Raw genomic sequence first — 15550 nt, 5'->3', positions numbered from 1 at the left:
CGTAATAAATAGATCATAGAAGGCAGGATAATGACGAAGAGCGCTATCATCACCGGCATCAGCGGCCAGGACGGCGCCTATTTGGCGGAAAATCTTCTTGATCGTGGCTACAAAGTATATGGCACATATCGGCGAACCAGTTCCGTCAATTTCTGGCGGATCGAGGAATTGGGCATTCAGGATCACCCGAACCTGCACCTGGTCGAATATGATCTGACCGATATGGGATCAGCCATCCGTTTGATCGAACAATCCGAGGCGATCGAAATCTATAACCTTGCTGCACAAAGCTTTGTCGGCGTGTCCTTCGATCAGCCGATCGCCACCGGTATGATTACGGGTCTGGGCGCGGCCTATCTGCTGGAAGCGATCCGTACCGTGAACAAATCGATCCGCTTCTATCAGGCGTCGACCTCGGAAATGTTCGGCAAGGTCCAGGCCATTCCGCAGACCGAGGATACGCCCTTCTACCCGCGCAGCCCTTATGGTGTCGCCAAGCTCTACGCCCACTGGCTGACGGTCAATTACCGGGAGAGCTTCGACATATTCGGGTCGAGCGGCATCCTGTTCAACCATGAATCGCCACTGCGCGGACGCGAGTTCGTGACGCGCAAGATCACCGATACCGTCGCCAAGATCCATCTAGGCCAGGCCGAATTGCTGGAACTGGGTAATCTGGATGCCGAACGCGACTGGGGATATGCCAAGGATTATGTCGAGGGAATGCGGCTGATCCTGCAGCACGACACCCCCGATACCTTCGTTTTGGCCACCAACCAGAAGCAGAGCGTGCGCAGTTTCGTCGAGTTGGCCTTCCGGCAAATCGGTGTCATGATCGAATGGAGCGGCGCGGCCGAGGACGAGGTCGGTCGCGATGCCGCCACCGGCAAGTTGCTGGTGCGTGTCAATCCGCGTTTCTACCGTCCCGCCGAAGTGGAACTGCTCATCGGTGACCCGGCAAAGGCGACCGCGGCGCTCGGCTGGCGCAGCCAAACGTCGCTCGAAGAACTGTGCCGGATCATGGTGGAGGCGGATGTGCGCCGCAACAAAAGCGGCCACTCGTTCTGATGCGCGTCGGCGTCACCGGTTTGTCGGGATTTACCGGCACCTATCTTGGCGCAGCGCTGAAGGATGCCGGACATCACCCCATAGCCATCTCGCCAGATTTGACCGATGCGACCGCCCTCGACCATGCGGTCGCAGAGATCGCGCCGGATGCAGTGATCCACCTTGCCGCCAAAGCCTTTGTGGCATCTGATGACCTGGCCGAGTTTTACACGGTCAACCAAGTCGGGTCCTTCAATCTGCTCGATGCGGTGGCACGACACCGGCCCGGCGCGCGCGTGGTGCTTGCCAGTAGCGCGCAGGTCTATGGTGAAGGGGCGAGCGGCACCATAGCCGAGGATCATCCCCCCGCGCCCGCCAATCATTACGCGCTGAGCAAGCGGGCGATGGAAATGGGGGCGTCGTTCTGGCGCGATCGCCTGTCGATCCTCGTTGCGCGACCGTTCAACTATACCGGGCGGGGCCAAGAAAATCGCTATCTGATCCCCAAGATCGTCGATCATTTCCGCCGACGTGCGGCAGTGATCGAATTGGGCAATATCGATGTCGAACGCGATTTCGGTGATGTGCGCGCCGTGGTCCAGGCCTATGTCGGACTGCTAGGCGCAGCGGATAGCGACGTTCCCGTCAATATCGCGACCGCCATGGCGCATTCGGTCCGTGATGTGCTGGCCATGGCCGGACAACTGACCGGGCATCATCCGGAAATCGTCGTGAACCCGGCCTTCGTTCGTAACAATGACGTGCAGCGGCTGACGGGAAGCAATGAGCGGCTGCGAACGCTGTTGCCCCATTGGGCACCGGTCCCATTGTCGGATACGTTGGAATGGATGCTTGCTTGAGCGGACCGGTTCCAGGAATGAGGGTGCGATGATGATGAACGTCCAATCCGGGCACTCCCGCCGGCGTCGGCGGGGGAGGCTGCCTTTGAGTGGGGTGGCATTGCAGGGTGGCTGGCTGCCGCTGGGACTGCTTTGTGCGGCGTTTGCCGTGCTGGCGCTGGGCGGTGGGTCGAACCGGACCGACGTTCTTTCGCTGCTCTATGTACGACCGGCGCTGGTGCTGGTGCTGGCCGGCATGATTTTGCTGGTGCCCACCTCGGAACTGAAGCCCTTGCGCGTGCCGCTTCTGCTTCTTCTGTGCGGTGTCGCGCTGGCATTGATCCAGCTTATTCCGCTGCCGCCAGGAATTTGGACGGCGCTTCCCGGGCGTGAACTGATGGTGGAGGCGGCACGGGCACAGGGCGTCGCTCAACCCTGGCGACCGATCTCGTTGACCCCGGATCTGACGGTTCAGGCGTTGCTCTGGTTCCTCGCGCCAGCCTGCGCGTTGGTCGGATGGGCCGCCGTGCCGCCAGACGCTAGACGGTCGGTCCTGTTCGTATTGCTTGGCGTGGGAATGGTCAGTGCGCTGCTCGGCGGGCTACAGGCGGTACAGGGCGTCGGCAGCCCGCTATATTTGTATCAACGGACCTATGAGGGCAATGCGGTCGGCTTTCTCGCCAACCGCAACCATCAGGCGGCGCTGTTGTCCGCGATGTTCCCACTGCTGCGCATCGTAACGCTGCTTCCCACGACCACGCCTCAGGTCGCCCTGCGCCGTCAGATCGCAGCGGGGTTATGCGCGCTGGCGCTTATCCCGTTGATCCTGCTCACCGCATCGCGCGCCGGAATGGGGCTGATGGTGGTCGGGATCATCATGGCCGCCATGATGGCTCCATTGGCCAGTGGGCGCAGGGGAAAGCTCCTGTCCTGGGGGTTGCTGATCGGTGGCGTGGCGATCGCAGCTCTGGTGTTCTTCTTCGGTCGTGCGCTGGCGCTCAACCGCCTGTTCGAGCTTAACGCGCTGGACGATCTGCGGCTGCGCAACACGCCTCAGGTCCTGAAGATGATCGGGGACTTCTTTCCGTTCGGCAGCGGTCTCGGCTCGTTCGATCCGGTATTCCGTATCCTGGAACCTGACAGCTTGCTACGTCCTACGACATACAACCACGCGCATAACGACTTTTTCGAGGTGGCGATGACGGGGGGCGCGGCCGGCGTCGCCCTGATGGCCGCAGGGCTGGCATGGTGGCTGGTGGCCGGATGGCGGCTGTTCCGAAGCCGTGGCCGCCTGGGGATCAGCGGACTTCTGGGACGTGCCGGATGGAGCGTCATGTTGATCTTGATGCTGGCGAGCACGGTCGACTATCCGCTGCGCCCGCCCTTGATGGGTTTCATCTTTACTATAGCCGCATCTTGGGTTGCACAGGCGCTCTATCGGGGTGCCGATAGAGCATCTGCTTTACAAAAAAGCGAAGCGGGGATAGGCAAGCCAAATAGCGTCAAGTCTTACGAAGAGCTTAATCCTTGAAAATAAGAATTTTTCTTTCCGGCTTGGTAAGCTTGGTGCTGAGTGCGTGCGCAAGCCATTCGGTTGCGCCTCGTTCCGACCTGACGGTCGTGCAGTCGCACGAACTGCCTCCACCAGATACGACCGACCTTATTCTGCCGCAGCGTGCATTTGTGATCGGGCCGCTCGATCAGGTGTCGGTCGAAGTATATGGCCTGCCTGAACTCAGCCGATCGGTACAGGTGGACAGTGCGGGCCAAATCTCGCTTCCGCTCGTTGGTTCGATTCAGGTCGCAGGCAAGACACCGGCGCAGGTTGGTCAGATTTACGCTGACGGGCTGAGAACACGTTATGTTCGCGATCCACAGGTGACGGTCAATCTCACCGATACCGTGTCGCAGAATATGTCCGTGGGTGGTGCGGTGGGCGCCCCCGGCATCTATCCGGTCATTGGCCGAATGACCCTCTTGCGTGCGCTGGCCCGCGCACAGGGGATCAATGAATTCGGCAAAGAGAATGAAGTCGTCGTGTATCGGCGTGTGAATAACAAGGACATGGCCGCGTTGTACGATGTGCGTGCGATCCGTGCCGGAGCCTATGCCGATCCCGAAATATACGCGAACGACGTCATTGAGGTAAGCGAATCCCGTGGTCGCCGGATTTTCCGTGACCTGATTACCGCGTCGCCGCTATTGACCGTACCTCTCATCAGAATCTTCCAGTAAGCCGAGGCTCCAAAATTCGCATGAACGCATCTGGAATGTCGGCGGAAACCGATGGTGGGACCGTATCGCGCTGGCTCCCGCAGAGACAGTCTCAAGCCGACGGAGTACGGTCCGATCGTATGACGCTGGTGGCGGAAGCTCTGAGCATCTTCCGTCGTCGCAAGTGGCTGATCATCATGTGCATCGCGATTGCCGTGGTGGGTGGTATCCTGGCCACCCTGCTCGCGACGCCGCGTTACACGGCGAATGCCACGATCGAGATCCAACGGGAGAATCGCAACTTCACCATGGTGAAGGGCGCGGAAAACAGCGACAGCAGCGGCGCTGATATGGAATTCTATCAAACCCAATACGGGCTACTGGAATCCAAGTCCCTGGCCCAACGCGTCGCAAACCAGCTGCGGCTGTCTGAAGACGCCAATTTTTTCGAGGCATTCGATAAAGGTCATGCGGACCGCTGGTTCGCAAATGGACGGGTCGTGGCTGGGGCGTCCAACCGCGAAGAGCGTACCATCGCTGCGGGCGATGCCCTGCTGAAGCATATCTCGATCGATCCTGAGCGCATGTCGCGTCTCGTGCGCATCGGTTTCAGCGCACCCGATCCGGCGTTTGCCAAGAAGGTCGTCGACGCCTGGGCCACTCAGTTCATCCAGCAGACGCTGGCCCGCCGGTTCGATACGACCGCCTATGCCCGGCGCTTCCTGGAGCAACGTCTTGCGCAGTTGCGCGTGCGGATCGACCAGTCGGAGCGTCAGTTGGTCGATTATGCCTCGCGCGAGGCGATCGTGAACCTGCCGGGTGAATCGGGCACCAGTGGTGGCGAACGTCCGCTCGTCGTGGACAATCTGTCGACGTTGAACCGCGTCCTGGCGCAGGCCACGGCCGACCGCATCGAGGCGGCGAGCCGTCTCGACAATGCCCGCGGGGGCCAGAGCAGCGAAGCTCTGACGAATCCGACGATCTCGCAACTTCGTACCCAACGCGCCAGCCTGATGGCGGATTACGCGCGCATGATGGTGCAGTTCGAACCGAGCTACCCATCGGCCGTCGCATTGCGTCAGCAGATTGCCCAGATCGACAAAACGCTGGCGGGTGAGGAAGGTCGTGTCGGGGGATCGCTGCGCAAGACATATCAATCCGCGCTCGAACGAGAAGGACAGCTCAAGCAGCGGGTCGACACCCTGGAAAAGCAGGTGCTCAATTTTCGGCGTCGCAGCATCCAGTATAATATCTATCAGCGCGACGTGGATACCAATCGCCAACTCTATGATGCACTGCTGCAGCGTTACAAGGAAATCGGTGTCGCCGGTGGCGTGGGGGTAAACAACATCTCCGTCGTCGATATGTCCGAACTGCCGACCCACCCCTCCAGCCCGCGAGCGCTGGTCAATCTTGCCATCGCGATCCTCGCAGGTACGATTCTGGGCGGCGTGATGGCCATTGTCGCCGAACAGGTCGATGATCGGGTTCGCGACCCTGCCGATGTCGAGACGATACTCCATGTGCCTTTGCTGGGTACCATCCCCAAGGTGCGCAATGGCGAGGTCGGCAGTGCCGTGATGGACACCAAGTCCGCGCTATCCGAAGCCTATCTCTCATTGCGCGCGCGTTTGGCCTTCTCCTCGGATCATGGCGTTCCGGCGAGCCTGGCCATCACCAGCTCGCAGCCAGCCGAGGGCAAGTCTACAACCAGCCATGTCCTGGCACGCGTTCTGGCGCGCAGCGGCAAGCGCGTTCTACTGATCGATGGCGATATGCGCTCTCCATCGATCCACCATTTGCTCGACCTCCCGAACACGAAGGGTTTGAGTAACTATCTGTCGGGCGACGACGATCTGGCCGGCTTGTATCATCCCGTCGGTACCGAAGGGTTGGTGATCATGACCGCCGGTCCGCAGCCGCCGAGCGCACCCGAATTGCTGACCGGCGAACGCTTCGGTCAGCTGCTGGGGCGCGCCGGGGCGGATTTCGATCATGTCGTGATCGATGCTCCGCCGGTGATGGGCCTGGCCGACGCATTGTTGATCGGCAGTGCGGTGGAAGGGACGATGTTCGTGTTCGACATAAAGTCGACCGGCCGCAATACCGCCCGCGTGGCAATCGGCCGCCTGCTTGCATCGCAAACGCACGTGCTAGGCGTGGTGCTGACCAAGTACGATAACAAGACTGGGACCTATGGCTATGGCTATGACTATAGCTATGGGGAGAAGGCGGCCTGATCGATCATGGTGCAGCGGGAGACGATGAAGGGGGCGTCGGCGCGGATCGGCTTGCGTCGCATCCTGATCGCGGTTGCAGTCGGTCTGCCGCTTCTTTGGTTGTCGATCGCGGTGACGATGTCCGGTATCTATGCCCGTCGCAGTCCCGATGCCGTTCTCGCTTGGTGGCCTTGGTCCGCTGATGCCGCCGCTGCGAAAAGCTCACAGCTTGTTCTAAGCAACTCCGATGCGCAGGGCTTGGCGGAAGCCAGGCAATTGGCGGCGGCCGCCTTGGAACGACAGCCCGTCAACCCGATTGCCGCCCGCTCGCTTGCGCTCAGTTGGTCGTTACAGGGGCAGCAAACTGCGCAAGCCGACCGGTTGATCAAATATAGTGAGGCATTGTCGCGGCATGACGGGCCGACGCAGCTCTGGCTCATCGAATCCCATGTACAGCGCGGGGATATCGCCGGTGCGCTCGTGCATTATGATCGAGCATTACGCACCGAACCCAATATGCGGGGGGACCTTATTCCGGTTCTAGCATCGGCAGCCGACGATCCCGCTATCGCACGACCGCTTGCGGCGTTCCTGGCGCGCAATCCATCGTGGCGATACGACTTCATTGCCGCATATCTCCCCAAAGCCGCAAATCCGGTTTCGTTAGGGATATTGCTTCCGGCGTTCTCGCTCGACCCCCGTTCAGGGGTGGATCGCCCGTATCTTGGCGTCGCCATTTCCAAACTGGTCGCTTTGGGGCAGCCCGCGATGGCGCTACGCTTCTATCGTCGGATCGCTCCGACCGCTGACGGGCGGGAGAGGGTCAACAATGCCGACTTCGCCCGTGACCCTGGGCCACCCCCATTTGATTGGTCGTTTAATGCCCATGACGAACTGATCGCCTCGCGAGAGCCATCGGAAAATCGCGGTTATCATCTGCGCGTCAGTGTTCCCGCGAGTGCGAACGCATGGGTCGCGCGACAGACGTTGGTACTCGATCCAGGCACTTATCGGCTTGGTATATCAGTTGCTAACGATGCGGCGAACGGCAGTGTCATGACGGCGCGGCTGACCTGCGTCGGTGGGGCGGTTCTAGCCTCGCAGCCGGAGAAGAACGGTCGGATCACCAGCGACATCGTGGTGCCGACGTCGGGCTGCGATACGGCCCAGCTTTCCTTGGATGTGCAGGGCGGATTGGATGGCCCGCCCAGCGACTACACGATCTCGCGGATTTCCCTGATCAGGCGGTGACCGGCATAGCGATACTTTCAGCTATAACCCGTTCCCAGCGATCGACAATCGCGTCGACCCGATAATTCTGCGCCTTATCGCGTCCGGCCGAACCGAGGGCTTCCCGCAGTGTCCTATCGTCGATGAGGGTCTGAAGGTGCGCCGCGAAGGCGGTCGTATCGCCTATATCGCAGATCAGGCCGCAACCCTCTGCGATCTCCAGCGTACCGGGGCCGGATGCCGTGGTGACGATAGGCACGCCACAGGCGATCGCCTCAAGCGCGACCATGCACAACCCTTCGAAACGTGAAGACAATGCATAAATGGACGCATGGCTGAGGACCTGTTGCGCATCCTGGGTCGGTCCGTGGACCGTGACGCTGTCCCCGATGTTCAGATCGGCGACCGTTGCATTGATCAATTCCCGTTCAGGGCCGTCACCATAGATGTGAAGGTGCCATCCCTCACGCGATGGCACCTTGGCCCACGCCGTCACGAGGTGATCGAACGCCTTCTGATGGTGATAGCGACCGAGCGCCACCACCTGCTGTTCACGATGGGAGGGAAGACGGGCGGGGAAGAAGGAAACGGGGTTCGAGACATAAGAAACGCGCGAAAACCCATCCATCGCAAATTGTTCGGCGTCAGCGGCGGTAAGAGCCAGAAAGCTGGAAGCCCCCGAACTGGCGGACCGCAACCGGTTAAGATCAGAAGTTCCCGCTAGGGAATCAAAGGAATTATGATATTGAACGAGCAGCTTGGTGTCGCGCAAGTTGCTTTCCGACGCGAGTTTTGCCGTTAGAGAATCGAATGCAATGACGGCTATAGGCCGCAGTGTTTCGACCTGTTTGCGTAAAAAAAGGCGCGCGCGGCGTTGTGCCAGCCAACGCAAACGTAACAGACGGCGACCCTGAAGATGCAATGGCCCGAATTTGAATTTCTGTATCAGGCGGGACAGGGGGCCTTCGCTGAATAGGCGATGCCGCTCGACCGCTGGATCTACGAATCCTTTTCCGCCGCTCAATTGCAGTGCGGTAACGACGACGTGGTAACCCCGTGCGCGGAATGCGTCGATCAGCGTGCCCAGTACGCGCTGAAGCCCGCCCAGCACGTCCGGGTCGTCGCACAGGAACAGGATGGTCCGTTTGTCTTTCATAGCGCTAATCTACCAGAACCAGTTCTTGTTCGCTGCCGCGTCAAGCCGATAGTCCCGAACTATCGGACGATCGCGCAGCTTTCGCGCCGGCACGCCCCCCGCCAGGATCCAAGGTTCCAGATCCTTTGTCACTACCGATCCCGCCGCGATCACCGTGCCCTCACCGATGGTCACCCCCGGCAGGATGATCACACCGGCGCTGATCCAGCAGTGTGAACCAATCTTAGTGGGGGCCTGTACATAGGCAAAATCCGGGGATTGCCAGTCATGTTGCGCGGTCCAGATCTGGACGCGGCTGTTGATGCTGGTGTGTGCGCCGATCGTAATCCCGCCGCGCGCGTCAAGGATGACATCCTCGGCGACGAATATATCGGCACCCATATCGATGCGACGGGGTACACGGACCTGAAGCCCGTGATTGAGCGCCACGCCGGCGCCGATCCGGGCACCCATCATGCGCAGGCACAGGATCCGCACGATATTCACGGGGATCACCTGAACGACGCGGTACAGGGAGGTTTCGAGTGACCCGGCGATCAGGCCGAGTTTGCGGCGGAGCCAGCTTTTCGGCATCGGATCAGGCGATGACGACAGGCGTGATCGGTGTAATGCCGGACGCGGGCCGTGTGTAGAGGCGGGCGATTGCCGTCTTGAAAGGGTCTGGTTGTTCGGTCAATCTTTGTAGCGCCGCCTCGTCCATCGCCAGCCCCGTCCGGACGGCCGCTTCGAGCGCGTCGAGATCCCCTGGAGGGACGGCGATGCCGCCCAGGGCGGGCAGCTGGTTCACGAGGCCACCGACCGCAAAGCCCACCGGCAGCGCGCCGCGAGCCGCCGCGACGGGCGGCACGCCCGACTGCGTGGCGGAATGATAGGGCAACAGCGCCACCTTCGCCCGGTCCATCATCGCGATCATCTCTTCGTCGGTGACATGGCGATGCTCGACGGTGAAGATGTCCGGGTGCTCGGCCATTGTTTTGAGCAACGTGTCGGGAACATTGCCCTTGCCCGCCAGGATGAACCGGGCTTCGCCCCGCATCCGCAATCCCAGTTCGACGAAATTGTCGATCCCCTTATAGGGCTCCATCCGGCCGAAGAAGAGCACCTCCTGTACCTTCTGCAGCGTCTCGGGACGGCCAAAGGATTTCGCCAGATCGGGCAACGGAAAAACATGGATCGGACGGTCGGAACCGTCCGCTACTATATCGACATGGGCCTTGTCGTGTATGTTCAGTTCGCTGGCGAGCCGACGAGACAGCAACCCGACCTTATAGGTGGCAACTTCCAGCTTGGCGCAGGGGTGGGGCAGGGGATCGTGAATGGTCACGACACCGCGCATCCCTAGCAATCGCGCCCAGAGCATCGCCCAGACCACCAGGGGACGGTTTTCACCATTGATGACATGCAACATGTCAAAGCGCCCGCGCAGCATCGTCCAGGCGATACGCAGGAAGGTGAGCGGGTTCACCTGCGCCCAGGCGGTGGAAAACTTGCCACCACCTCCGATCCGGACGATGGGATAATCCGTTGCCACATCGACATGGCTGGGCGCGATCACCGTCACCTCGGCCCCGGCCGCTTTGGCGTCGTCGAGCAGGCATTCAAGATACAGCCGCATCGCAATCCGGACCAGGGGGGCCAGGACAAGTACCTTCATTATTCACCTGCGGACTGAAATCAAACAGTGCCGGCCTTAACAGTTTGGGCAAGGCAACGAAAGTAGCTGTCTTGCCCCACCCGGCGGTCGATTGCGAAATGCGGATGGAATGGCTAACTGCCTGTGCCGCGTGAGACTCCCAAGGTCCTCGGTCGACAGTGAAGGTGTTTGGAAAGCCGCATGCGTATCGTGCATTTCAGTGAAATGATGAAGGATGGCGACCAAGCGCTCTGCCGGGCGCTGGCGGATGTTTAAGCGTCCTTCCACGGGGCTGCGCAACCTGACCATCATCGTGACCTGCTTGGCGTTCGTCGTGTTCGTATTCCTGGCGCAAACGGTGCTGGCGGCGATCCTCCCCAGTCAGGGGAACGATGCCGAGACCGTTGCCAAAATGTCATCGATGACGGCCTCTGCCGAGACGTTCGACGGCTATGCCGCTGTATCGCTCATCTATGCTCACACCAATGAAGCGATACGCTTGGCGATGCTGATCGTTTTCGGCGTCGTGACGATCGGCTTGTTGTTGTGGTGGCTGCGGATGCCACGTACGCTAATACTAGCGCTGGCCTGCCTGGTACCCGCATGGCTGCTCTACCTGCCCCTATTTACCAAGGATACTTTCGTTACTCCGGTGATCATCGGCAGCACGCTGATCCTGACCAGCCTTCAACGAAGGCCAATTATTCGTATCGGGCTGACTGGCGTATTGTATCTGTTATATGCCGTCATATTTCGACAGTATTTTATCATTATCTTTGCGGTTTGGCTTGGTCTCCTCCTTTTGCTGAAGGTAGATTGGCGCTGGCGCATCGTCATATTGGCCGTCGTGCCTCTCGCTGCGATGCTGATCCCCGACAGTTTGTACGAAACACTGCAAATGCAGCGGGATATCGTGAATTATACACGACTTGGCGGGCAGGGTAATCGTACCGCGTTCATGAATTTGGTTCAGCCAGATGGACTCCGAACTTTTCCTGTAAACTATTTCTACGCGGCATGGCGCCTTAATTTTCCCATTTTCGTCGGCGGTGGCCCAAAGGAAGCCTATCTGTTCGTCATGCTGGGCGTCTATGTCCTGCTCATGATCCGCGGCCTTCGCAGTGGCAATTCGCGCGTCAGTTGGCCAGCGGCGCTGTTCTGCGCCCATATGTTGGTGTTGAACATTTTCGAACCGGATTTGGGCAGCTATCTCCGACACCTCAGCACGGCGCTGTTGTTCCTCGCTCCCAGCCTGGCGATGTGGGACCGACTGTGGCAGGCGTCGCTGATGTCGACACCGGGCGGTGGCGGCATGCCGGCCACATCACGGCCGGAGCGCCCGTCGCGCGCAGGCAGGATTGGGACGGTGCATGGCACATTTTAAGACGAGGCCGGTAGCGCCCCTTTGCGTTTCCGTTTCAACATAGGCGGCGTATGATACTGATTGAAAAGACGCCTGCCATGCCCCCGAACGATAGGCCGCAAAGACTATTGCTATTGGGTGGAACGGGATTCATCGGCGTCAATCTTTCGCATGCTCTGATCGCGTCGGGGCATGACGTTCTGGTCGCTGGTCGTAGGACTCAGCCTGATCGGGTGGCGGCCGGTGCCCGGCCGGTGGCGATCGGGCTGGGTGATGTGGAGGATCTCGTCGCACTGATCACGAGGGAGCGGATCGATACGGTGGTTCACCTCGTGTCGGGCATGAAACCTTCCAGTACGCTTGCCGACTATCTGGTGGAGCGCGAAACGGTGTTGACCCCGGCATTGCGCCTGGCGGACGCGCTGGCAGAGCTTGGCACCCGGCTGGTGTATTTCTCGTCTGGCGGCACGGTCTATGGCATGCCCTCCGGCGATCATGCCGAAGAGGCCGATCCATGTGAACCGATCAGCTTTTATGGCCGGTCCAAGTTGGAGATGGAAACGCATCTGCGTTTCCTGCAACGTACGCGCGGGTTGCGGAGCCTGATCGTCCGGCCGTCCAACCCCTATGGACCGCATCAGGCTCTGAACGGCGCGCAGGGACTGGTGTCGGTGCTGTTCGGGCGCATCGCCGAACAACGCGGACTGGAGGTATGGGGCGATGGTTCCAGCGTCCGCGATTATATTCATATCGATGACCTCACCGCCACCACCTGCGCACTGATCGGTCGTGGCTACGAAGGAACGGTGAATGCCGGCAGCGGGGAGGGGCATTCGCTGCTCGACGTCGTCCGGATCGTGGAGCAGGTGACCGGGCGCGAGATACCGCTTTCTTTTCGTCCTCCGCGCGCCGTAGACGTGCCGCGACTGGTGCTGGCCATCGATCGGCTGCGCGGCATGGGATTGCATCGATCCAGACCGCTGGCGCAGGGCATCCGCGATTATGCCGTCGCGATCGGCCTCATCGACGCGGCCCCGGCGACCGCGTCGTCCTGCTGATCAATCGCACAACCAAGCTATTCTGAGGGCTGCATGAGAATTCTTCATGTGACGGAAATCGTCAAGGGCGGGCTGGCCGCGCATCTTGACGAAGTCATCCCGGCTCAGATCGCGCGCTATGGCGGGGACAATGTCCGGCTCATCGCCCCTGCCAGCCAGATGAAGTATCTAAGCGCGACGACGAATTCGGTGTGCCGTGGCTTCGAGGATGCGCAGCTCGGACGCTTGGGAAAGACCCTGAGGCTGGCTCGCGCCGTCCGGCATGGCGTCCGTGATTATTCGCCGGACATCATCCACGCTCACAGCACCTTCGGGGGCGTGGCGACCCGTGCGCCCTTCCGGCTCGGATTCCATCGGACCCCGACGATCTATTGCCCCCATGCATGGTCATTCGCGATGGACGTCGCACCATGGAAGCGTCGCGCCTATGCGCTGGTGGAGCGCATGTTGCTGCCCGTGACCGATGTGGTGGTGAACGAGACGAATGAGGAGCGTGATCTTGCGCTGGCCTTCGGTCTGTCATCGGAAAAGCTGCGCGTGATCGCCAACGGTATGACCCCCGAACCCGGGGCGTTCGTTCCGCGTGGCCTCGCCGCGCCGGGTGAGGAAAACGGACTGCACCTTCTGTTCGTCGGTCGTTTCGCGCGGCAAAAGGGACTGGACCTGTTGCTTGAGGCGGCACGACGCTGCGCCGATCCCGCCGTCGTCATCCATGTCGTAGGAGAGGCGGACGACGACTATGATCCGACCGCCAATGGCGTTCCACCGAACGTCCGATTGTTGGGCTGGGCGACGCGGAGCGACCTGACCGCCTATCTGATGGCGGCCGATGCACTCGTGATGCCGTCGCGCTGGGAGGGGATGCCGATGATCGCATTGGAGGCGATGCGTGCGGGCCTTCCGATCATCGCCAACGATATCGAGTTGATGCGCGACATCGTGACGCCCGATACCGGGATCCTGATCGACGCGAACGATGCGGATGCGTTCGCGAAGCTGTTATCGACGCTCGATCGGGAAAGGTTGCGCACGCTGGGGCAGGGGGCACGGCAGGCGTTCGAGACCCGCTTTTCGGTCAATCGACAGATTGATGCGTTCGACCGGCTCTATAGCGAGGTTTTACATGGCTGACATGGTTCAATCGGAGTGTGGCGCATGATCGATCCCTTGGCGCGCCGGGCGATGCTGCAAAAAGTCGCGATGCTGACGACGATAGGTACGTTGGGAGCGTCGGTTCAACCTGCTGCGGCAAGCGGTACCGGCACCGGCGGTACGGCCAAAGGGGCGTCACCCGTCGATCATGGGGCGGACCCCACCGGTCGCCGGGACGCGACCGAGGCCTTGCAGCGCTGGCTCGCGCAGGGTGGCGAACTGGTCCTGCCGGCCGGCAGCCGATTTGCCGTGTCCGATACCATCACGGTCCGTCAGGCGAACACCCGTATCAGCGGGCGCGGAAGCCTTGTCGCTCGCGCGGGCGCGCTGGTGAACAAGACGTTGCTGGCGGTCGAGGCGGATGATTGCATCATCGACGGCATCTATCTGGAAAACCCCGATCGTATCGGTGTGGGGGAAGGGTTGCAGAGTTTCGGTATCGAGCTCTTCGGCCATCGAAACCGCGTGTTGAATTGCACCGTGCTCGATTTCCAGATGTGTGTCGGGGTCGCGCCGACCGGTGAGTTCTACGACAATGTCTTTGCCTTCAATCATTGCCGTGTCCTGGGCGCGGGGCGGTTCGGCGAAGGAAAGGGCGAGGATCGCGGTGACGGCATTGCCGATTTCGGTGCACGTACCCGGATCATCGGCAACATGATCGAAGCGGCCAGCGGCCGCAACGGCGTGCCGAACGACTGCCGGATCGGCATCGATGTCGAACGATTGCCGGGCTACGAGCGGGATGCCACCGGCGTCGACAACAATGCCGCTTCGGAGATCATCGGCAATATGGTGATACCGTCACCGGACGGCACCGGTCGCTTCCGGCGCTGTTACTCGATAGAGGGAATTTCCCATTGCCGGGTCATCGGCAACTATGGCCGTGGTTGGACATGGGACGGTCTGTGGCTGGTGGGTTCGAGCGACCATTCGATCGTATCCGGCAACACGTTTCGGCAGGACTTGGTGGGCCACAGCCGCGCCGGCGCCGAATGGCAGCCGGACCGTGCCGCCATCCTGATCTACGCCACAGGTGGGGTCACGTTGCGCGACGTGCTGGTGTCGGGCAACATGGTGGATATGTCCTCGGGTGACTTTAACGGCATCCAGGTGCGAAGCGCGGGCGGCCATGTGTCGGGGGTCGTGATTTCCGACAATGTCTGCACGATCACCCGTTCTGCGGGAAAAGCCGCTCCCTGTGGCCTGCTGGTTACCGATGCCCGTGACGTTCAACTGATTGGCAACAGGATCGATGGCCCCTGGCAGCACGGCGTTCGTATCCAAGACTGTCCGGATGCCGAAGTGGCGATGTGCCGAGTCTCCGGCGCCAAGGGGTTCGCCCTATCGGTTCAGGGTGCATCGGTTCGACTGGGACAGAACAGCATCAGCTCGTGCGAAGGGGGAATCGAAAGCGCGGGCAATTCCGAATATCTGATCGACGGTAACCACCTGAAGGGCGTTCGCGGCTTCGGCCTGAGTCTGGTCGATGGCGGCAGCGGCATAGTCAGCGGCAACATCGTCCGGGGGGCACCGCTGCGCGTGTTGAAGCTTGGCAACACATCCGGTGCCCGGTTCGTCGGCAATATCGGACTCGCCGAATGACGACATTCCACGTCGCCTCCCACCACCGGGGGCAAAC

13 protein-coding genes are annotated in these 15550 nt (G+C 60.8%); 10 read left to right on the top strand and 3 right to left on the bottom strand.

The features are described from left to right. Positions 1–30: 30 nt before the first annotated feature. The 6 genes from gmd to KV697_RS19850 all read left to right on the top strand — a co-directional run bounded on the left by gmd (position 31) and on the right by KV697_RS19850 (position 7570). Complete coding sequence (gene gmd / locus KV697_RS19875) at positions 31–1068, top strand: GDP-mannose 4,6-dehydratase (protein WP_219021545.1); 1038 nt, start codon at positions 31–33, stop codon at positions 1066–1068. Continuing rightward, positions 1068–1907 (top strand): GDP-mannose 4,6-dehydratase, encoded by an 840-nt coding sequence (locus KV697_RS19870; protein ID WP_219021544.1) that lies wholly within the window; start codon positions 1068–1070, stop codon positions 1905–1907. Before gmd ends, KV697_RS19870 begins: the two co-directional genes overlap by 1 nt. A gap of 28 nt (positions 1908–1935) precedes the next feature. Beyond that, a complete protein-coding gene (locus KV697_RS19865) occupies positions 1936–3417 on the top strand; it encodes an O-antigen ligase family protein (protein WP_219021543.1) in 1482 nt (493 codons plus the stop codon). A 35-nt stretch (positions 3418–3452) separates the two neighbouring features. Further along, the gene (locus KV697_RS19860; RefSeq protein WP_257575924.1) at positions 3453–4121 is read left to right on the top strand and encodes a polysaccharide biosynthesis/export family protein; all 669 of its coding nucleotides are present in this window, start codon (positions 3453–3455) and stop codon (positions 4119–4121) included. Between the two features lie 119 nt (positions 4122–4240). Further along, positions 4241–6340 carry a GumC family protein gene (locus KV697_RS19855; RefSeq protein WP_257575911.1) on the top strand — a complete coding sequence of 700 codons (2100 nt, stop codon included), beginning with the start codon at positions 4241–4243 and terminating at the stop codon, positions 6338–6340. A gap of 24 nt (positions 6341–6364) precedes the next feature. After that, a complete protein-coding gene (locus KV697_RS19850; protein ID WP_219021541.1) occupies positions 6365–7570 on the top strand; it encodes a hypothetical protein in 1206 nt (401 codons plus the stop codon). Here the strand turns inward: KV697_RS19850 and KV697_RS19845 are convergent. Genes KV697_RS19845 through KV697_RS19835 form a run of 3 tightly spaced genes read right to left on the bottom strand, consistent with a single transcriptional unit; the run spans position 7560 to position 10359 of the window. Next, on the bottom strand, positions 7560–8705 hold the full coding sequence (locus KV697_RS19845) for a glycosyltransferase (protein WP_219021540.1): 1146 nt from the start codon (positions 8703–8705) through the stop codon (positions 7560–7562). The genes KV697_RS19850 and KV697_RS19845 overlap by 11 nt on opposite strands. Positions 8706–8714: 9 nt before the next feature. Next, positions 8715–9278: an acyltransferase gene (locus KV697_RS19840; protein ID WP_219021539.1), complete on the bottom strand. Its 564-nt coding sequence runs from the start codon at positions 9276–9278 to the stop codon at positions 8715–8717. A gap of 4 nt (positions 9279–9282) precedes the next feature. After that, on the bottom strand, positions 9283–10359 hold the full coding sequence (locus KV697_RS19835; protein ID WP_219021538.1) for a glycosyltransferase: 1077 nt from the start codon (positions 10357–10359) through the stop codon (positions 9283–9285). Between the two features lie 214 nt (positions 10360–10573). Here KV697_RS19835 and KV697_RS19830 point away from each other — a divergent pair, with 214 nt between their 5' ends. Genes KV697_RS19830 through KV697_RS19815 form a run of 4 tightly spaced genes read left to right on the top strand, consistent with a single transcriptional unit; the run spans position 10574 to position 15513 of the window. Then, positions 10574–11722, top strand: a complete 1149-nt coding sequence (locus KV697_RS19830) for a hypothetical protein (RefSeq protein ID WP_219021537.1) — start codon at positions 10574–10576, stop codon at positions 11720–11722. A 50-nt stretch (positions 11723–11772) separates the two neighbouring features. Then, the gene (locus KV697_RS19825) at positions 11773–12759 is read left to right on the top strand and encodes an NAD-dependent epimerase/dehydratase family protein (RefSeq protein WP_306822695.1); all 987 of its coding nucleotides are present in this window, start codon (positions 11773–11775) and stop codon (positions 12757–12759) included. Between the two features lie 33 nt (positions 12760–12792). Further along, positions 12793–13890: a glycosyltransferase gene (locus tag KV697_RS19820; RefSeq protein ID WP_219021535.1), complete on the top strand. Its 1098-nt coding sequence runs from the start codon at positions 12793–12795 to the stop codon at positions 13888–13890. A 24-nt stretch (positions 13891–13914) separates the two neighbouring features. Then, positions 13915–15513, top strand: coding sequence for a right-handed parallel beta-helix repeat-containing protein (locus KV697_RS19815; RefSeq protein WP_219021534.1), 1599 nt, complete (start codon positions 13915–13917; stop codon positions 15511–15513). Positions 15514–15550 lie beyond the last annotated feature (37 nt).

Source organism: Sphingomonas sanguinis (assembly GCF_019297835.1).
Lineage (GTDB): Bacteria > Pseudomonadota > Alphaproteobacteria > Sphingomonadales > Sphingomonadaceae > Sphingomonas > Sphingomonas sanguinis_D.
Note: the sequence above shows the minus strand (reverse complement) of the source record. Positions and strands in the feature narration are given on the sequence as shown.